Consider the following 16,555-nt stretch of genomic DNA (forward strand, 5'->3'; position numbering starts at 1 on the left):
GCTTTTTCATAAAAAGGGGCTTATGAAGGACGTTTCTTCTGGTTACTTAAGGGCTAACGGTCTTCATCTCGCTTATGAAGGACGTTTCCTCTGGTTTTTTAAGGGCTAACGGTCTTCATTAGCCTTATGAAGGACGTTTCTTCTGGTTATTTAAGGGCTAACGGTCTTCATTAGCCTTATGAAGGACGTTTCCTCTGGTTACTTTAGGGCTAACGGTCTTCATCTCGCTTATGAAGGACGTTTCCTCTATTACTTTAGGGCTAACGGTCTTCATCTCGCTTATGAAGGACGTTTCCTCTGACTTTTTAAGGGCTAACGGTCTTCATCTCGCTTATGAAGGACGTTTCCTCTATTACTTTAGGGCTAACGGTCTTCATCTCGCTTATGAAGGACGTTTCCTCTGGTTTTTTAAGGGCTAACGGTCTTCATCTCGCTTATGAAGGACGTTTCCTCTGATTTTTTAAGGGCTAACGGTCTTCATTAGCCTTATGAAGGACGTTTCCTCTGGTTACTTAAAGGCTAACGGTCTTCATCTCGCATATAAAGACCATTAGCCAAATTTTTATGATTGTTCGATCTGTATAAAGCAGCTTTCTTGCTTCGCTTCAATGGTTGCCTTTCCTCCAACTGGAATGGTCGCAATCGGACTGACATGTCCAAAGTTCACATTTGCTATAACCGGGATGTAAGAGATCTCCCTCTTTGAGGAAATGATTTTCCGTAATGCTTCTTCTGTCACCTGTGAATCCTTTTGAAATCTACCAATTAGTATCGCTTGGATGTCTTCGGCACCAGGTAAGTGCAACACCGATTGCAAATCTCGGTCAAAGGTAAGGGCATGCGATTCGTGATCATCTTCAATAAACAAGATACTGCCTTTGAGGGAAGGCATAAATTCGGTCCCGTGAAGCAGATTCAAGGTACAGAGATTCCCTCCAATCAATGTACCTTCTGCGTTCCCTTCTTGGAGAACTAGATATTCCTTTTGCTCATGAAAATGGCGATCCTCTTGGTCTAAATACCAGGGATCATCACTCCAAAGCTCAGATGGAGTTACTTCATAAGGTGCATCGTTTGTAACCGCTTGGATAAAGGAATCCATGGTATACTCAAAACCATGCTTCATTCCAAAGGAGGAAAAATGTGGACCTGAGTAGGTAACCAACCCTGTCTTTTGATAGATGGATACACTTAAAGCGGTAATATCACTATAACCGATAATCACCTTTGGATTATTTTTTATGATGTTAAAATCTATATATTTAAGCAGTTGATTCACATTATAGCCGCCAATGGCTGTAAAAATTCCTTTTACATTTTGATCAAGAAAGGCGGTATGCAAATCTTCTATCCGCTCCTCAATGCTGGTACTAAAAAACTCATCGTGTGTATGTACATGTTTTCCAAACGTTACATGAAAGCCTAATGCTTCTAATCGGTTTCTTGCAATATCGACCTGTTTTTCTTTTAATATGGCCATACTTCTTGAAGGTGATATGACCCTAACCTCATCACCCGGTTGTAAACGCCTTGGAACCATTCCCACCACAATCCATCCCCTTTATAAATAATAGATAAATAGGACCTGTCATCTTTTGACAGGTCCATCATATTATACCAAAACGGGTTCAGTGTTTGTTCTTTTAGTTGATTTCTCAACGATATCTCTAGCGATCCAAACGCCACAGGCACTTGCTTGAGCCAGCCCGCGAGTAACCCCTGCTCCATCTCCACCAACATAAAGCCCGCTAATTTCTGTTTCAAAACGATCATTTAGCTTTGGTCGTGCAGAGTAAAACTTCGCTTCCACACCGTAGAATAATGTGTGCTCAGAGGCAAGACCTGGCGATACATGATTTAACGCTTCTGTCATTTCAACTAAGCTCTTCAGTGTATTATATGGAAGCACTAACCCCAAATCTCCCGGTACTGCTTCTTTAAGTGTCGGCTCTAAAAAGCCCTCTTTAATACGCTTTTCAGTGGAACGGCGACCTTTTAAAATATCACCGTACTTTTGAACAATTAGTCCACCGTTAGATAAACTATTCGCTAGCCTAGAAATTTCATGTGCGTACTCATTTGGCTTATCAAAAGGATCTGAGAAGGTGTGAGATACTAATAAGGCAAAGTTCGTATTTGGGCTACCTAATTTAGGATCCTTGTAAGCATGACCGTTCGCTAACATAATTCCAGAGTGATTCTCTACAACGACATGTCCTGAAGGATTACTACAGAAGGTTCTTACGCGGGTACCAACCGATGTATTAAACGTAAATTTCCCTTCATACAGATGCTCATTAATTTCTTCCATAACAATATTCGATGTTTCTACACGAACACCAATATCGACTTGATTATTAATCATTTTTAAACGTCTTGATTTTAATAGCTTAGCCAGCCATACCGAACCGTCACGCCCTGGAGCTACCACCACTTTTTCAGCAGATAAGCTCTCTCCAGCCTTTAATTTAATTCCAGTTACCTTATGACCATCTGGCGTTTTTTCTGTGATTAAGTCCTCAACTTCCGCCTTGTAGACCATATCAATCTTTGTTTTTAAGTATTCGTAAATGCTTTGAAGGATTTGTAGATTTTGTTCTGTTCCTAAGTGTCTTACTTGAGCACGTAGAAGCTTTAAACCTGCTGCATATCCACGTCTTTCGATATCTCTAACTTTATCTGTTAAAGGGTCAGTGATGCTTTCAGTCGCTCCGTGGTCAAGGTTGATTCGGTCCACATAATTTATTAAATCAACAACCTGTGAATCTGGTAAATAATCCGTCATCCAGCCTCCAAACTCACTGGTGATATTAAACTTTCCATCCGAGTATGCACCTGCTCCTCCAAATCCATTGGTAATAGAACACGCAGGTAGACAACCTGCAAATTCCTTCCTACCAGCTGCTGGTGGACATTTATCGATTTTTTTTTGTAAAATGGGACAGTTTCTTTTATATATGTCGTGACCTTTATCAATCAATAATATGGATGCTTCTGGCATTTTTAATGTAAGTTCATAACATGTAAAAATTCCAGCAGGACCTGCTCCAACAACGATAACATCATAATTTGTTTTCAAGGTATTCCCTCCGAGGCTACTATCTATATTCGTATTTCCTTTAACCATGTGTAAATATACCAAATATAGATTATTCAGTCAATAAAAATACGAACATTTTTTATAACTACTAAAATAACGTTCGTATTTTTTTAAAATAAACAAACAAAAACTCGAGCACTATGCTCGAGCTTTTGTTTATATTAGCATCCTTTTCCGTAGAAACTAGCACCGATGATGATGAGTAGAATGAAAAGGACAACGATTAATGCAAAACCGCCACCATATCCACATCCAACTGGCGAAACTGCTGTAGGGTACCCGTAACCAGGGTAACAAGGGTCACATCCATGTCCGTAATGCATATGTTTATACCTCCTAATTAAGCTTTCCTTTTACAATATTTACAATATGTAGTAGGTCCTTGTCCCGCATGTGTATATGCCCATTTTTCCCGAAAAAGTTTAGGCGGCCCGTGTTTTCCTTGTCAAAAACGGATAAACATTGTAATGTTTTTATATTAAGAGGTTAGGAGTTATATAAAATGAAAAGTATTTTAAAGAGCTTTGTAAATGGTATTTTAACGATTGTACCAATCATACTCGTGATTTACGTAACATATAAAACCTTCATGTTTTTAGACGGACTTCTAGGTGGGTTCTTAAAGCAGTACTTTAAAGAGTCGTATGTTCCAGGTATCGGAATTTTAGCAACGTTAGTGTTAATTACCATTTTAGGTTTTTTATCTACGAAGTTCGTGACAGGTACCATCTTCCGAATCATTGACAGGTTATTAGAGAAAATTCCTTTCGTTAAAACTGTTTATTCGGTTATCAAAGATACCGTCCATTCCTTCTTAGGTGAAAAAAAATCCTTCTCAAAAGTTGCACTTGTAACCGTTCCTGGCACAAATATGAAAAGCCTTGGATTTGTTACAGCAGAGGATCTTGACGTATTTTACGAGCCGTTAAGCGATTATATCGCTGTGTATGTCCCTCAAACCTTCCAAGTTGCTGGATTCACTTTTTTAATCAAAAAAGAGGATGTTGAATTTATTGATGTTAAACCAGAGGATGCAATGAAATTTATCCTATCTGGGGGCATGACTTCAAAAAAAACAACCTTGATAGAAGCTCAAAAAGAAAGGTAAAAGCCGCATTATGGCTTTTACCTTTTGATTTATGAAAATAAAATTTTATACTTACCGTACCCTTTTTCATCCAGTTCATCAACGGGAATAAATTCCAGTGCTGCAGAGTTGATACAATACCTTAGCTTCGTCGGCCCTGGTCCATCATCAAACACATGACCAAGATGAGAATCAGCAGATTTACTACGGACTTCTGTACGAACCATAAAGTGACTGCGATCTATTTTTTCAATAATCTCTTCCTCATCAATTGGCTTTGTAAAGCTTGGCCACCCACATCCCGCATCATATTTATCCTTCGAACTAAAGAGCGGTTTTCCTGAAACAATATCTACATAAATACCGTCACCAAATTGATCCCAATATTCATTTCGAAACGGCGGCTCCGTTCCATTTCTTTGAGTCACTTCATATTGCATAGGAGTTAAACTTTCTTTCAAATCTCCTTCTTTTTTCATTGGTCATTCCCCCAAGCTTTCTTAATAAAGGCATTGCGCCCAGACCCCTCAGAATATCTTCCATATCGTACGGGGTTCTTTTTATAAAATTGCTGATGATAATCTTCAGCGGCATAAAATTCTTTTGCCGGTAAAATTTTTGTCGCGATAGGCTTTGAAAAACGACCACTTTGCGCTAATTCTAGCTTAGATTGTTCAGCTAATACCCGTTGTTCTTCGTCATGATAAAAGATTGCCGTTTCATACGATTGGCCCCGATCATAGAACTGTCCACCAGGATCAGTTGGATCAATTTGTTGCCAGTATACAGTTAATAGCTTTTCATAAGAAAATATTTCAGGATCATACGTAATTTGTACAGCCTCGTAATGCCCAGTTGTTTCTCGGCATACCTCTTCATAAGTAGGGTTTTCCTTATGTCCCCCTGTATAGCCACTGATGACAGAAATAATTCCAGGCTGTTCATCAAACGGTTTTACCATACACCAAAAGCATCCACCAGCAAATGTCGCAAGTTTCTCCATAAGGCACCTCTTTTCAAATGACTCCTACATATATAGAGTATTTCATTAAGACTTTCAATGCAAACAAGGAGCATCCATATAGTTAAAAAACCCCTTTAAAAAAGAGGTTTTTGTAAGAATCACCGTTTTTGTTTTATTTGTTTATTAATCTTTTTCCATTTTTTCTTTTCTTCTGATTGAGCTCTTTTATCAAGCTTACGATCCAGATAGGCCAGTTCTTTTTCCAACTTCTTGTAGCTTTGTAAGCGACCTAGATCCATTACCCCTTCTTCAATAGCAGCGGTAACTGCACAACCAGGCTCATCCTCATGCTTGCAGTCTCTATATCTACAATGACTACTAAGCTCTTGAATATCAGAGAAGCTCTCAGCCATACCAGTTCCGCCTTCCCAAAGCTGGATCTCTCTCATACCTGGCGTATCAATTAATAAAGACCCGTTCGGTAAAACAACAAGTTCTCTATGGGTTGTTGTATGACGTCCTTTATCATCAGCATCTCTTATACTTTGAATTTTTTGCTTTTCTACCCCAAGTAAGTAGTTGGTAAGTGTGGACTTACCGACTCCTGACGAACCTAAAAGAGCCACCGTTTTACCGGGCAGCAAGTGGATCGCCAGTTCTTCAAAACCGCTACCTGCCACTGCACTAATCACAACAATTGGTACACCTAGTGCCACACTCTCCACTAACTTTACCTTCATTTGAACGTCGGAGCATAAGTCTGCTTTCGTTAGAACAATGACCGGATTAGCACCACTTTCCCATGCTAATAGCAAGTATCTTTCCATTCGCCGTAAGTTCAAATCGTCATTTAGTGAGTTCACCAAGAAAACAGTATCCACATTCGTGGCAACAATTTGTTCTTCCGTTACATTTCCTGCTGTCTTTCGAGAAAATTTGCTTTGTCTCGGAAGTATAGCTAGGATCATCCCCTTTCCTTCATCTAGACTAGGCTTAATAACCACCCAGTCACCGACTGCTGGATAATCCTCTCTTTTTTCAGCTTGAAAAACAAATTTACCTGAAATCTCACAAAGTAATTCTCCATGTTCTGTTAACACACGATACAAATGCTTATGTTCTAATGCAATTCTCCCTACAATCACTTGGTTATCATTAAAAGTAGAAAATTCCTGTTCAAAAAATCGATTATATCCCAATGTTTGTAAATTCACGTTTTATCCTCCTAAAGTACATACTAAAAAAACCATAGGCATACACAGCCCATGGTTTTTACCGTACGAAAAGGAATAGATAAACGACCATTATCTAGTAACTGATTGGGCTGTGTGAAATTGACTAGAAACACTATAAACAATGCTTAATTTCATCATCACACAACACCACCTTTTATATAATATTTGTATTATAACCCATATTCAGGAATCTGTAAACCAAAAAAGCAAACATAGGCACCTCTCCTACCTTCAAAGCATATGTTACACTGAATATCCTTTAAGGAGTGAGGGGTTTGTCTGATTATAGAAACCATGATGACTATTTGCATAAAGCAGCTAGGTACGATTTATTAGCACAATATTATAAATACTTAGATCCATCCATGCATATTCACTATTACCAAAAACACATTAGGTACATGACCAAAGCAATGAGTTCCTTAAGAGCTCAATCAGTTGCAAACTACTATCAGAGCAATTCACCAGCTAGAATTCGTGTACTACATGCTTCACCTGATGCACCGAAAGTTGATGTATATATCAATGGAAATCGAATTTTACGCGATTTTCCATTTAAAGAAACGAGCAATTATTTATCGTTACCAGCTGGAAAATATCAAGTAGATATATATCCTGCAGGAGACATGGTATCAACCGTTCTAAGTAGAAAGGTAACCGTGGAGGCAGGGAAGCAATATACACTTGCAGCTACTGATATGGTTGAAAAGTTAAAGCTAGTAGAGCTTGAGGATAATCCGAGTATCCCGTCCGGTGAAACGAAAGTTCGATTTGTACATCTCTCACCTGATACTCAACCTGTTGATATAGCCGTAAAAAATGGCGATGTTGTTTTCCGTAATATTGGGTTCAGACGCTCAAGCGATTATTTAGCCCTATCTCCATTAACCGTCGATCTTGAGGTAAGAGCTACAGGTACAAAGGATGTCCTTCTGCCGTTGCCAGCTCTTTCATTCCAAAGAAATCAAGTGTACACACTTGTAGCCGTAGGGCTAAGTCATGGGGAACCATCCATTGAACCCATCATTTTAACGGAAAGAGAATAAAATAGGTGGCCATTATGCCGCCTATTTTATTGGAACAAGAAGAGTAAACACAATATTATCTCGTTTTAAATCAAATGTATTTACTCTTACCTTTGTATCGCTCTTTAGTTTTAGATCATGAAGGTTTACGTACACCTCTTCATCATTCGGCCGAATCGTAATCCAAGAAGGAAGATCATAACTATCTCGAATGAATTTTAATACGACTGGAACAGGCAATTCTAGATGCCCGATCGAGATGGTCTTCTGTCTGAGTATCAAATCACCATTATCTAAAGACGCTGCTTCAAAGGTTAGTTTTAATTCCACATCTTGAGTAAATACCTTCATTGTCCCATACAAGTCAACCTGGTCAGTAAGTGTGACATTGTACTTGATTCTCTCATTAAGCCCTTGCTCTTCAATATAATGATTGATCAATCGGTTTAAATCGGCTTTGTTTGATTGAACATGAAATTGTACATAATCATCCTGATTGATGTCCTTTAGAGCAATCTCTTCATCCTTTGTAGGTAGGAAAATCAAAAAAATCACACCAACTACAACAATGCTATTAAAAATGATCAAAGCTATAAAAAGTTTTTTCCAACTATTCATCAGTGCTTGCCTCATTTCTGACAGTCGATTTCAACTCATATCGTTCCGTAAGTATTCCTAATGAAAGTGTTTCGTAAATTCGCACAGCAATTTTTTCGTAACCTAAATCATTAGGATGAAAGTAATCTGTATATAACAGATTCTCCTCACTTTCATGAAAAATATCAGCTATATCTACAAAATAAGCCCGTTCATAGTCGGTTAATATCGTCCGACTCGTCATATTCCAATCCTGCATTATGAGATCCATCTCTTCTACATCAGGAAACCACTCGTAAAAAGGATTATACAATCCTATCAAGACAACCGTACCTGAAGGATTTATTTCACGAATTAACTCAATTATGGTTCGAAGATTTTTTTCGAATTGCTTTTTTTCTGTTTCAAACAACTCCAAGTCTAGAGTTGAAAAATTTTCTCTTACTACTTTCATTACATCATTTCCACCAATAGTAATAAGGACCAAATCAGCTGTTGTTAATGAATCCTTCACTTCATCTGTCTTTAGCTTACTAATAAGCTGAGATGTTCGATTGCCTCTTACACCAAAGTTAACGATTTCTGCCGCGGCGATCCCTTTCTCTTTTTCTAAATACTCCTTGAGATATGGCACATAGCCCCCACGGTTTGTACTGTCTCCTACACCCCGAGTTAAGGAATCTCCTACGGAAACAATTTGAAAAGGTTGAGAAATAAAATCGATAGGAATAGATGCTTTTTTTTCAACCGTTGTTTCCCTAAGCTGAATTTGATCTGACTTTTGATTTTGTGTTTGACTGCAAGAAGAAAGTACAACAGTAAAAACGAGAATAAAGGCCCACCTCACGAAAAACACCTGCCTTTATAGTTTTTGTATAGTCTATGGTGACCTGCTTGTCAAATAAACTAAAATAGACCTTTTAAAAGGTCTATTGAAGGGCTTTCATATCATTAATAATTTCCTCATATGGTATTTCATTAAGACCAGTATAATATTTCATAATTTTTCCATCTTGATTAACCAAATAAAAGTCAGTTCCGTGAATAACTTGGTCCTGATCTGTTGGTTTTTTAACTATTGTCTTAAATGAATCCATTGCAAACTCTTCTATATGTGTTTGCTCATAACCAGTTAGAAAATTCCAGTTAGAAAAATCGACCTTGAAATACTCGCCAAATTCTTTTAACACTTCTGGTGTGTCTACACTAGGATCTACGGAGAAGGAAACAAACTCTACATTTTCAATTCCTTCATCTTTGACCATCTGTTGAAGCTTTTCCATATTATACGTCATCGGAAGACACACGTCCTCACAGTTAGTAAAAATAAAGTCAGCTACCCAAATTTTCCCTTCTAAATCTTTTAAACTAAAGGGCTTGCCTTCCTGATTTGTATACGAGAAATCAGCAACTGGCCAATTTTTCGCATCTGGTATCCCATTATTCCCACATGCTGCAAGAACAAATACCATTAGAACACTAACCAATTTAAACATCTTGACCTTCATGTATCCACCTGCATTCATCATTCTATTCTAGTTTATTCTAGCAAACCAGATCATAAGATGAAAGGGAAAAGAACTAAACTTCCTCTATTCTCTATGTAACGGAAGAATAATTCGAAAAGTTGTTCCTACACCTTTTTGACTTTCTACTTCAATAGACCCTCGCATTCTTTCAATGATTTGATAACAAACCATTAGCCCCATACCAGTGCCCTTTTCCTTCAAGGAATAAAAAGCCGTCCCTAATCTTTGAAGTTCATCCTCACTCATCCCAATGCCTGTATCAAAGATTTCAAAAATACCAAAGTGCCCTTCTTCTCGTACAGACAAACTGAGAGTGCCACCGTCCTTCATCGCTTCTATCCCATTTTTCAATATATTAATTAGTACCTGCTTTAACTCACTAACATTTCCTTTAATAAAAACATCGCCTGACACCTTCGTTTGCATCCCAATGCTTTTTGACATAAGTGCATACGAGTTCATTAAATCCATCACTTTGTGTGCAAGATCCCCGGCATTTACCTTTTCTGAGAACTCCAGGTCTGGCTTCGCTAAAGATAAATATTCATTAATAATCTTCTCGGCACGATTCATTTCTTCAAGCATTAGTTTTACGTACATATGCTCTTCTTCACTCAAACCATCTTTTGCTAAAAAGATTTGTAAAAATCCTTTTACTACCGTCATTGGATTCCGAATTTCGTGAGCTACAGAAGCAGCTAACTGACCTATCGCATTCATTTTCTCTGCTCGCTGAAGCTCTTTAAGTAATTTTGTTTCTTTAATGATTGTATCCATTTTCCCAATTGCCACTTCAAAGGTATGTAATTGTTCATCCGATACGGCTTGCTTGCCATTTAATGGACTTGAAATGGATAATCTATCAAACAATATGGCTAACTGTTGCGTCATAAAGTTAAACCGTTCATATAAGGGGTCAAGATTTGAATTTTTCTTACCACTTAGATGTATATTGAAGTTTCCGACGCTTACCTCGTGTAAACCATATAAGATTTCATCAACGGGCTCCATCACATTGTTTAATACATATTTTAATGTGAAAAACACGATAACAATCGTGACGACAAAAACAACGGTTAAATACAAGATCGTTTCTAACTGCGAATGCTTAATAAATGATGCTTCTGCATCAATGACTAATACGCCCACTACTTTTCCTTCTTCATTCTGTATCGGAGCAAACGAAGATAACCACGTACCTAGATCATCTGTATAAACCTTTGTACTAACCACTTTTTTTTCTTCAATAGCTTCCAAAAGAGCTATGTTATGAATATCAACCGACTTATAAAAAGAAAAAGGCTTCAGTCCCTCGTAACTATTCGATACAACTGTGGCATATACTTCTTTATCCTCATTTATAGAAGTAGCTACAATACCACTATGAAAATAAGAAGAGTTTCTCTCATTTATTAAATTCACCTGTTGTTGTAGTCTCTTTGCGGCAGGATCATTGGGATCCTTTGTCATGATCACTTTCTCTACATCCTCAGGAGACACAACGGCTGTCCACAGCGTTGATAGGCCCTCAACACGATCTGTTAACTGCTCTATTTCCTTTTTTGTCTGTAGAGCATAACTGAAACTCGAAATCATGAAAATCACAACAAACGTAATAAAAAATGAAAAAAATAAAACTTGCCTATATAAAGAAAGTTGCCTGATCCATTTTTTCATGCATACACCGTTCCCTTTTTAATGGGTCTCACTCCCTTTTTATTCGACATCACTACCCAAAATCCTTGTCTTTCCTCCATATTTTTATAAATTCTTTAAACAGTGTTTGAAGTTTGTCGAGCAAAAAAAACCTGAACAGGTGTTGTTCAGGCAATTTACTCAAAATAGTACATAAAACCAATGGCACCTGGCCCAGTATGTGTACTAACGATAGGAGTGGTATATTCAATATCTGTTAAATCAAAACCAGCTATATTTTTTAAGGCAGAGATTAGCTTTTGATTTAACTCTGGAGCCTCTGCATGAACGAGCCCCACACCTTTGATCTGATGACCAGCTGTGTCTTCCGCGAATTGTTTTGCAAGGTAGTTAGCTACTTGACTATAGCTTCGAGCTTTCGAAACAGGTGTATATACTCCACCTTCTAGAGAGGCAATTGGTTTGATATTCAAAAGTGAACCAATCATTGCCTTTCCTTTGCCAATTCTGCCACCCTTCACGAGATTTTCAAGAGTATCTACCACGACAAACAATCTTGTATTTGATCGAATTTGATCAAGTCTAGTTAATATCTCATCCATACTTCTTCCTTCTTTGGCCATTAGAGAAGCTTCTATCACTTGAAATGAAAGGGCTTTCGATATAAAACGAGAATCAACTACCTTTACATTTGCCTTTGACATAGATGCTGCCGTCTCGGCTGACTGAACTGTACCACTCATTCCTCCAGTCATATGTATTGAAAGAACATCATACCCTTCCGAACCTAATCGATCATACAGTTCAGCAAATACACCAACAGATGGTTGTGAACTTTTAGGTAGCTCCTCAGCTGCCTTCATCTTATTCAAAAAATCCTTTGGGGTTAAATCAACCCGATCAAGGTACGTCTCTCCTCCAATTTGAATAGATAATGGAACAACCTCAATATCATACTTCCTTACTAATTCATCGGATATGTCTACCGTTGAATCAGTCACTATTTTAATTTTATTCAAATTCCTTCACATCCTAATGCTAAAATCTCACTACCTATTATACAGAATTCTAGCTTAATGTCGAAAAAAGAAAGAGTATCGGCATGTACCGATACTCTTCATGTAAAGACAATCCTGTCAAAATAAAACAAACACATCAATTACGCGTTATTCTTTAGCTCTGGCACTTGGAATACATCCTGGTACACTGGCCACTTCAACGCTTTTTTCAAATAGTCTCTAAAAGAATAGCATTTCTTCGGCTGTTTGTCCCGGTATAGAGACGTAATAAATGATTGCAAACGGACTTGGATTAAAAAATAATAAGGGCTATCTTCCTCCAATACTGGAATTTCCATGACTTTTACCTTCTGTCCAACAACATTTCTGAACTCTAGGCTTTTGAATAGCAAAATATCAATCCTCTTTTTCACCCGTTTGTATATATTATACAATATTTATTTGTCGAAGTGTGTCTGAATATACACTAGTTGTGAAAAAATTTAAATTTTTTTCAATATGAAAAGTAGTGCTGTGTCAGCCAATAAATATGCGTCAAACAAACTGGAGTATATATGATAGAGGCTAGAATAATAAGGGACGATATGAATCTTTTTTTTCGTATCATACTCCCCCAAATAACTCCCATACATATGAGAAGTATGGATAAGGAAATTTTTAACGTTATAAACAAGAGTGGATGAATGTGATAAATCTCATTCATGTAGGGGTTCATTTCCCTTATCTTATTGAGTGATAATCCATGTGCAGTAGCAAAAGCGTCAAATACGTTAAGAAGAGCGAGATAAATAAATAAAAAACCAATTAATTTCCGATTCATACTAACCCTCATTTATATTTTCACTTACCGTTCTTAATTAAGAACAATTAAGATTATTATAATACAAAAGATGGTCTATGAATAACAAAAAACTCACTATTAAAAAGTGAGTTTGATCTTCTATCCTAAGTCTATTCTTTCATCCTCATCTAAACCCCACTCTTTCGCTTTTTTCAACTTTCTTTTATAAACAATTTTCGAAAGATTGATACTGATCTCGTATAAAAATAGAAGTGGAATGGTCACTAAAATATCACTCATAAAATCCGGGGGTGAGATGATTACAGAAATTACAACCAGGACAAAATATGCATATTTCCGTATTTTTTGAAGTACATACGGATTTACAATACCTAAAGATGTTAAAAACATTACGACAACAGGTAGTTCAAACAAAAATCCAAATGGAAGCGACATATTCATGATAAAACGAAAGTACTTGTCCGCTGTAAAGTTAGCAACAAGTATATCGCCACTTAAATCGATCAAAAAACCCATAACGGTCGGAAAAATCACAAAATATCCAAAGCATAAGCCGACAATAAATAAGATGAACAAAGCAGGGATATAACTCAAAGTAATTTTTCTTTCGATAGGTTTTAATGCTGGTCTGACAAACAACCAAATCTGCAACGCAAGAACAGGAATGGTACCTGCAATCGCAATTAAACCTGCTAACATGAAATAAACCCACACGATATCACTTGGTCCTAACGCAATCAACTTAACTTCTAAGTCTCGAACAAACCATTGATAGATCTCCTCAACGTAAATAAAACCAACTATAAAGAAGCCAAAAAAAGCTACAATAGAGACAATAAGTCTTTTTCTTAATTCGTCTAGATGATCAACAAGCTGTAATTCTTTATCCTCCATGTAAGTCCCCTACCATAAACAAAATGTAATCGAGAAAAAAAGTGTAAGAAATATCTTACACCTTATTTCGTAGCATTCTTCTTTTTATCCTCATCGAGCTCTTCCATTACATCACTTGTTAGCTCGCGGGTAGATTTTTTAAATTCACGAAGAGTTTGACCAAATGCACGACCAATCTCAGGGAGCTTTTTAGGTCCGAAAATAATTAAAGCAAGTACAAGGATAAGGATCAATCCAGGAACTCCGATGTTTGAAAACACTGTAGAACATCCCCTTTGGTTAATTAGAATAACTAATCTACTATCATTATAGTACTTTTTATAACGGAATGAGTCAAAATGAGCACATTGTCATAAGAAATTCATAAATTAAATAGATGTCATTTTTCTCTTATCATTATACATTAAATGAGCAAATTAAATAAGTTACTATCTTTATTTACTTCTGTAAAAGCAAAACCTTTTTTGTTTAATCTTTCAATTAATCCTTTGTAGTCTTCCTTTTTCTGTATTTCGATCCCTACTAATGCTGGTCCATTTTCTTTATTATTTTTCTTAGTATATTCAAATTGTGTAATATCATCCGTTGGTGACAATACTTCATCTAAAAACTCACGAAGTGCACCCGCACGTTGTGGGAAGTTAACAATGAAATAATAAAGCAACCCCTCATACAACAATGAACGCTCTTTAATTTCCTGCATACGACCGATATCGTTATTTCCACCACTTATAATAACGACAATATTTTTCCCTTTAATTTCATCCTTATAAAGATCAAGAGCCGCAATTGGTAAAGCACCGGCAGGCTCAGCAACAATGGCATGCTCATTGTATAATTCTAAAATACTAGTGCAAACTTTCCCTTCTGGAACCAATAGGATGTCATCCAACAGCTCGTAGCAAGTGTCAAATGTTTTACTACCCACACTTTTCACAGCAGCTCCGTCAACGAACTTATCAATGTCATCTAGAGGAGTCACAATTTGGTTATGGAAAGAAGTCTTCATAGCTGGGGCCCCATAAGGCTCCACACCAATTAGCTTGGTTTGGGGAGAGACGCTTTTCACATACGTGCTCACACCAGCCATAAGTCCTCCACCACCAATACTGGCAAACACAAAATCTACGGTTTCTTCACAATCCTGCAGTATTTCTACAGCTACCGTTCCTTGACCTGCGATTACAAGCTCGTCATCAAATGGATGAATGAAGGTCCTTCCTTCTTTTTCTGCACACTCAACTGCTTTAGCATAAGAATCATCGAACGTATCCCCAACAAGAATAATATCAATAAATCCTCTACCAAATAACTCTACTTGCCCAACTTTTTGCTTAGGTGTTGTCGTTGGCATATAAATTTTCCCTTGTACACCAAGATGACGACACGCATATGCTACACCTTGAGCATGATTCCCTGCACTTGCACAAACAACCCCATTAGAAAGATTGTCCTTACCAAGCGCTTTCATCTTATAAAAAGCACCTCTTAATTTAAAAGAGCGAACGTGCTGCAAATCTTCCCTTTTTAAATACACATTACAATCATATTTTTCTGATAAACGCTCGTTTTTCTGTAACGGTGTATGGGCAACGATGTCTTTGAGTTGGTGGTGCGCTATTAAAATATCTTCAACCTGCACCCATCTTTTTTTCATCACTTTCTGTTCCATATCCATCCTCCATTTTCCCGTTATAATCAGTACATTATACCACTCTCACCCACCATTTCAAGCGTATTATCAAAAAATTTTGTATTTTTCAATTTATAGAACTGGGTATTCTTCGCTCAGGATTTTCTCAGAAAAAGAAAAAGGCTAGACTCAATAAGCCTAGCTTGTCATGATGCGATTTTTTCATCCTTTAGAGAATGAACAATTACCTCTCGAACATAATTTGAAACTTCCTTCATATCCTTTTGATCGAAAATTGAAGAAGGAATACAAGGTAATATCTTCACCTGGATGGAAGCTGGTTTCACTAATCGTCCATTTTTTTCAAATACATCAGATGTACCAGAAATACTAATTGGCACAATCGGTACCATCGCATCCTTTGCCAGTCGGAATCCACCAGATTTAAACTCCCCGACCGGTCCACCTTTACTTCTCGTTCCTTCAGGGAAAATAGCAATCGAGTGACCCTCTTTTAATAACTTAACCGCTTCCCGTATCGACTGAACAGATTTCCTACGATCGCTTCGATCAATAAACACGCAATTCATGATTTCCATCCAAGTGGAAAGGATTGGAACTTTTTTCACTTCTACTTTGGATATAAACCCAAACGGCTTTTCAATACTAGCTAGCAATGTAGGAATATCAAAGTCTCCTTCATGATTGCTAATCATGACAACCGCACCTTCAGGAAGATTCTCCATCCCCTCTACCTTCACCTTAGATCCAGTCAGTTTCATAATTGTTTTTGACCATTTGTTTGGAATCGCATGAATTAGCTGATCTCTCTCTGAAACCGATAAACGTTTGTCTAATTTTTTCATTCTTTTCAATTTAGGTATGCTATAAACCAAATAACCACTCATGTACAAAAAAACTGCCATTAACCTGATCATCTTGTTCACCCTCCATTATGTAACCACACTAATTATACTTGATTGTATTCTTTTTAAACATAAAAAATAAGCAGTG

Annotated in this window: 19 protein-coding genes; 2 read left to right on the forward strand and 17 right to left on the reverse strand. The window is 37.2% G+C overall.

All coding sequences use genetic code 11. From position 1 onward, the window contains the following. Positions 1-562: 562 nt before the first annotated feature. The 3 genes from MKX65_RS14960 to MKX65_RS14970 all read right to left on the reverse strand — a co-directional run bounded on the left by MKX65_RS14960 (position 563) and on the right by MKX65_RS14970 (position 3,423). On the reverse strand, positions 563-1,540 hold the full coding sequence (locus MKX65_RS14960) for a S66 family peptidase (RefSeq protein WP_340906270.1): 978 nt from the start codon (positions 1,538-1,540) through the stop codon (positions 563-565). 72 nt (positions 1,541-1,612) lie between these two features. Then, entirely contained in the window at positions 1,613-3,079 is a 1,467-nt protein-coding gene (locus tag MKX65_RS14965) for an NAD(P)/FAD-dependent oxidoreductase (protein WP_340904328.1), read from the reverse strand. Between the two features lie 182 nt (positions 3,080-3,261). Further along, a complete protein-coding gene (locus MKX65_RS14970; RefSeq protein WP_119708838.1) occupies positions 3,262-3,423 on the reverse strand; it encodes a YjcZ family sporulation protein in 162 nt (53 codons plus the stop codon). A gap of 179 nt (positions 3,424-3,602) precedes the next feature. Between MKX65_RS14970 and MKX65_RS14975 the strand changes: the two genes are divergently transcribed. Beyond that, the gene (locus MKX65_RS14975) at positions 3,603-4,208 is read left to right on the forward strand and encodes a DUF502 domain-containing protein (RefSeq protein ID WP_340904332.1); all 606 of its coding nucleotides are present in this window, start codon (positions 3,603-3,605) and stop codon (positions 4,206-4,208) included. Between the two features lie 29 nt (positions 4,209-4,237). Here the strand turns inward: MKX65_RS14975 and msrB are convergent, their stop codons facing one another. The 3 genes from msrB to rsgA all read right to left on the reverse strand — a co-directional run bounded on the left by msrB (position 4,238) and on the right by rsgA (position 6,365). Then, positions 4,238-4,666, reverse strand: a complete 429-nt coding sequence (msrB, locus tag MKX65_RS14980; protein ID WP_340904333.1) for a peptide-methionine (R)-S-oxide reductase MsrB — start codon at positions 4,664-4,666, stop codon at positions 4,238-4,240. Continuing rightward, positions 4,663-5,190 (reverse strand): peptide-methionine (S)-S-oxide reductase MsrA, encoded by a 528-nt coding sequence (msrA, locus tag MKX65_RS14985; RefSeq protein ID WP_340904335.1) that lies wholly within the window; start codon positions 5,188-5,190, stop codon positions 4,663-4,665. Before msrA ends, msrB begins: the two co-directional genes overlap by 4 nt. Positions 5,191-5,309: 119 nt before the next feature. Next, complete coding sequence (gene rsgA, locus MKX65_RS14990) at positions 5,310-6,365, reverse strand: ribosome small subunit-dependent GTPase A (RefSeq protein WP_340904336.1); 1,056 nt, start codon at positions 6,363-6,365, stop codon at positions 5,310-5,312. Positions 6,366-6,661: 296 nt separating this feature from the next. Here rsgA and MKX65_RS14995 point away from each other — a divergent pair, with 296 nt between their 5' ends. After that, a complete protein-coding gene (locus tag MKX65_RS14995; protein ID WP_340904339.1) occupies positions 6,662-7,432 on the forward strand; it encodes a DUF4397 domain-containing protein in 771 nt (256 codons plus the stop codon). A 21-nt stretch (positions 7,433-7,453) separates the two neighbouring features. On the opposite strand, the gene MKX65_RS15000 is transcribed toward MKX65_RS14995, so the two are convergent. From MKX65_RS15000 to MKX65_RS15045, 11 genes are all read right to left on the reverse strand, one after another. After that, on the reverse strand, positions 7,454-8,029 hold the full coding sequence (locus MKX65_RS15000) for a YpmS family protein (protein ID WP_340904340.1): 576 nt from the start codon (positions 8,027-8,029) through the stop codon (positions 7,454-7,456). Next, positions 8,022-8,855, reverse strand: coding sequence for an SGNH/GDSL hydrolase family protein (locus MKX65_RS15005; RefSeq protein WP_340904342.1), 834 nt, complete (start codon positions 8,853-8,855; stop codon positions 8,022-8,024). Before MKX65_RS15005 ends, MKX65_RS15000 begins: the two co-directional genes overlap by 8 nt. Positions 8,856-8,937: 82 nt before the next feature. Continuing rightward, a complete protein-coding gene (locus MKX65_RS15010; RefSeq protein WP_340904345.1) occupies positions 8,938-9,516 on the reverse strand; it encodes an SCO family protein in 579 nt (192 codons plus the stop codon). 84 nt (positions 9,517-9,600) lie between these two features. Then, complete coding sequence (locus tag MKX65_RS15015; RefSeq protein ID WP_340904348.1) at positions 9,601-11,214, reverse strand: HAMP domain-containing sensor histidine kinase; 1,614 nt, start codon at positions 11,212-11,214, stop codon at positions 9,601-9,603. Positions 11,215-11,369: 155 nt separating this feature from the next. Next, positions 11,370-12,212, reverse strand: a complete 843-nt coding sequence (locus MKX65_RS15020; protein ID WP_340904351.1) for a DegV family protein — start codon at positions 12,210-12,212, stop codon at positions 11,370-11,372. A gap of 140 nt (positions 12,213-12,352) precedes the next feature. Then, the gene (locus MKX65_RS15025; protein WP_160548790.1) at positions 12,353-12,604 is read right to left on the reverse strand and encodes a DUF2535 family protein; all 252 of its coding nucleotides are present in this window, start codon (positions 12,602-12,604) and stop codon (positions 12,353-12,355) included. A 101-nt stretch (positions 12,605-12,705) separates the two neighbouring features. After that, positions 12,706-13,044, reverse strand: a complete 339-nt coding sequence (locus MKX65_RS27130) for a DUF5658 family protein (RefSeq protein ID WP_445677919.1) — start codon at positions 13,042-13,044, stop codon at positions 12,706-12,708. Positions 13,045-13,152: 108 nt separating this feature from the next. Next, positions 13,153-13,908, reverse strand: coding sequence for a twin-arginine translocase subunit TatC (gene tatC / locus MKX65_RS15030; protein WP_340904354.1), 756 nt, complete (start codon positions 13,906-13,908; stop codon positions 13,153-13,155). 62 nt (positions 13,909-13,970) lie between these two features. After that, positions 13,971-14,168: a twin-arginine translocase TatA/TatE family subunit gene (locus tag MKX65_RS15035; RefSeq protein WP_119708849.1), complete on the reverse strand. Its 198-nt coding sequence runs from the start codon at positions 14,166-14,168 to the stop codon at positions 13,971-13,973. 143 nt (positions 14,169-14,311) lie between these two features. Then, positions 14,312-15,580 carry a threonine ammonia-lyase IlvA gene (gene ilvA / locus MKX65_RS15040; RefSeq protein ID WP_340904356.1) on the reverse strand — a complete coding sequence of 423 codons (1,269 nt, stop codon included), beginning with the start codon at positions 15,578-15,580 and terminating at the stop codon, positions 14,312-14,314. 167 nt (positions 15,581-15,747) lie between these two features. Next, on the reverse strand, positions 15,748-16,479 hold the full coding sequence (locus MKX65_RS15045) for a lysophospholipid acyltransferase family protein (protein ID WP_340904357.1): 732 nt from the start codon (positions 16,477-16,479) through the stop codon (positions 15,748-15,750). Positions 16,480-16,555 lie beyond the last annotated feature (76 nt).

Origin of the sequence: Robertmurraya sp. FSL R5-0851 (assembly GCF_038002965.1) — a bacterium.
Taxonomy (GTDB): Bacteria; Bacillota; Bacilli; order Bacillales; family Cytobacillaceae; genus Robertmurraya_A; species Robertmurraya_A beringensis.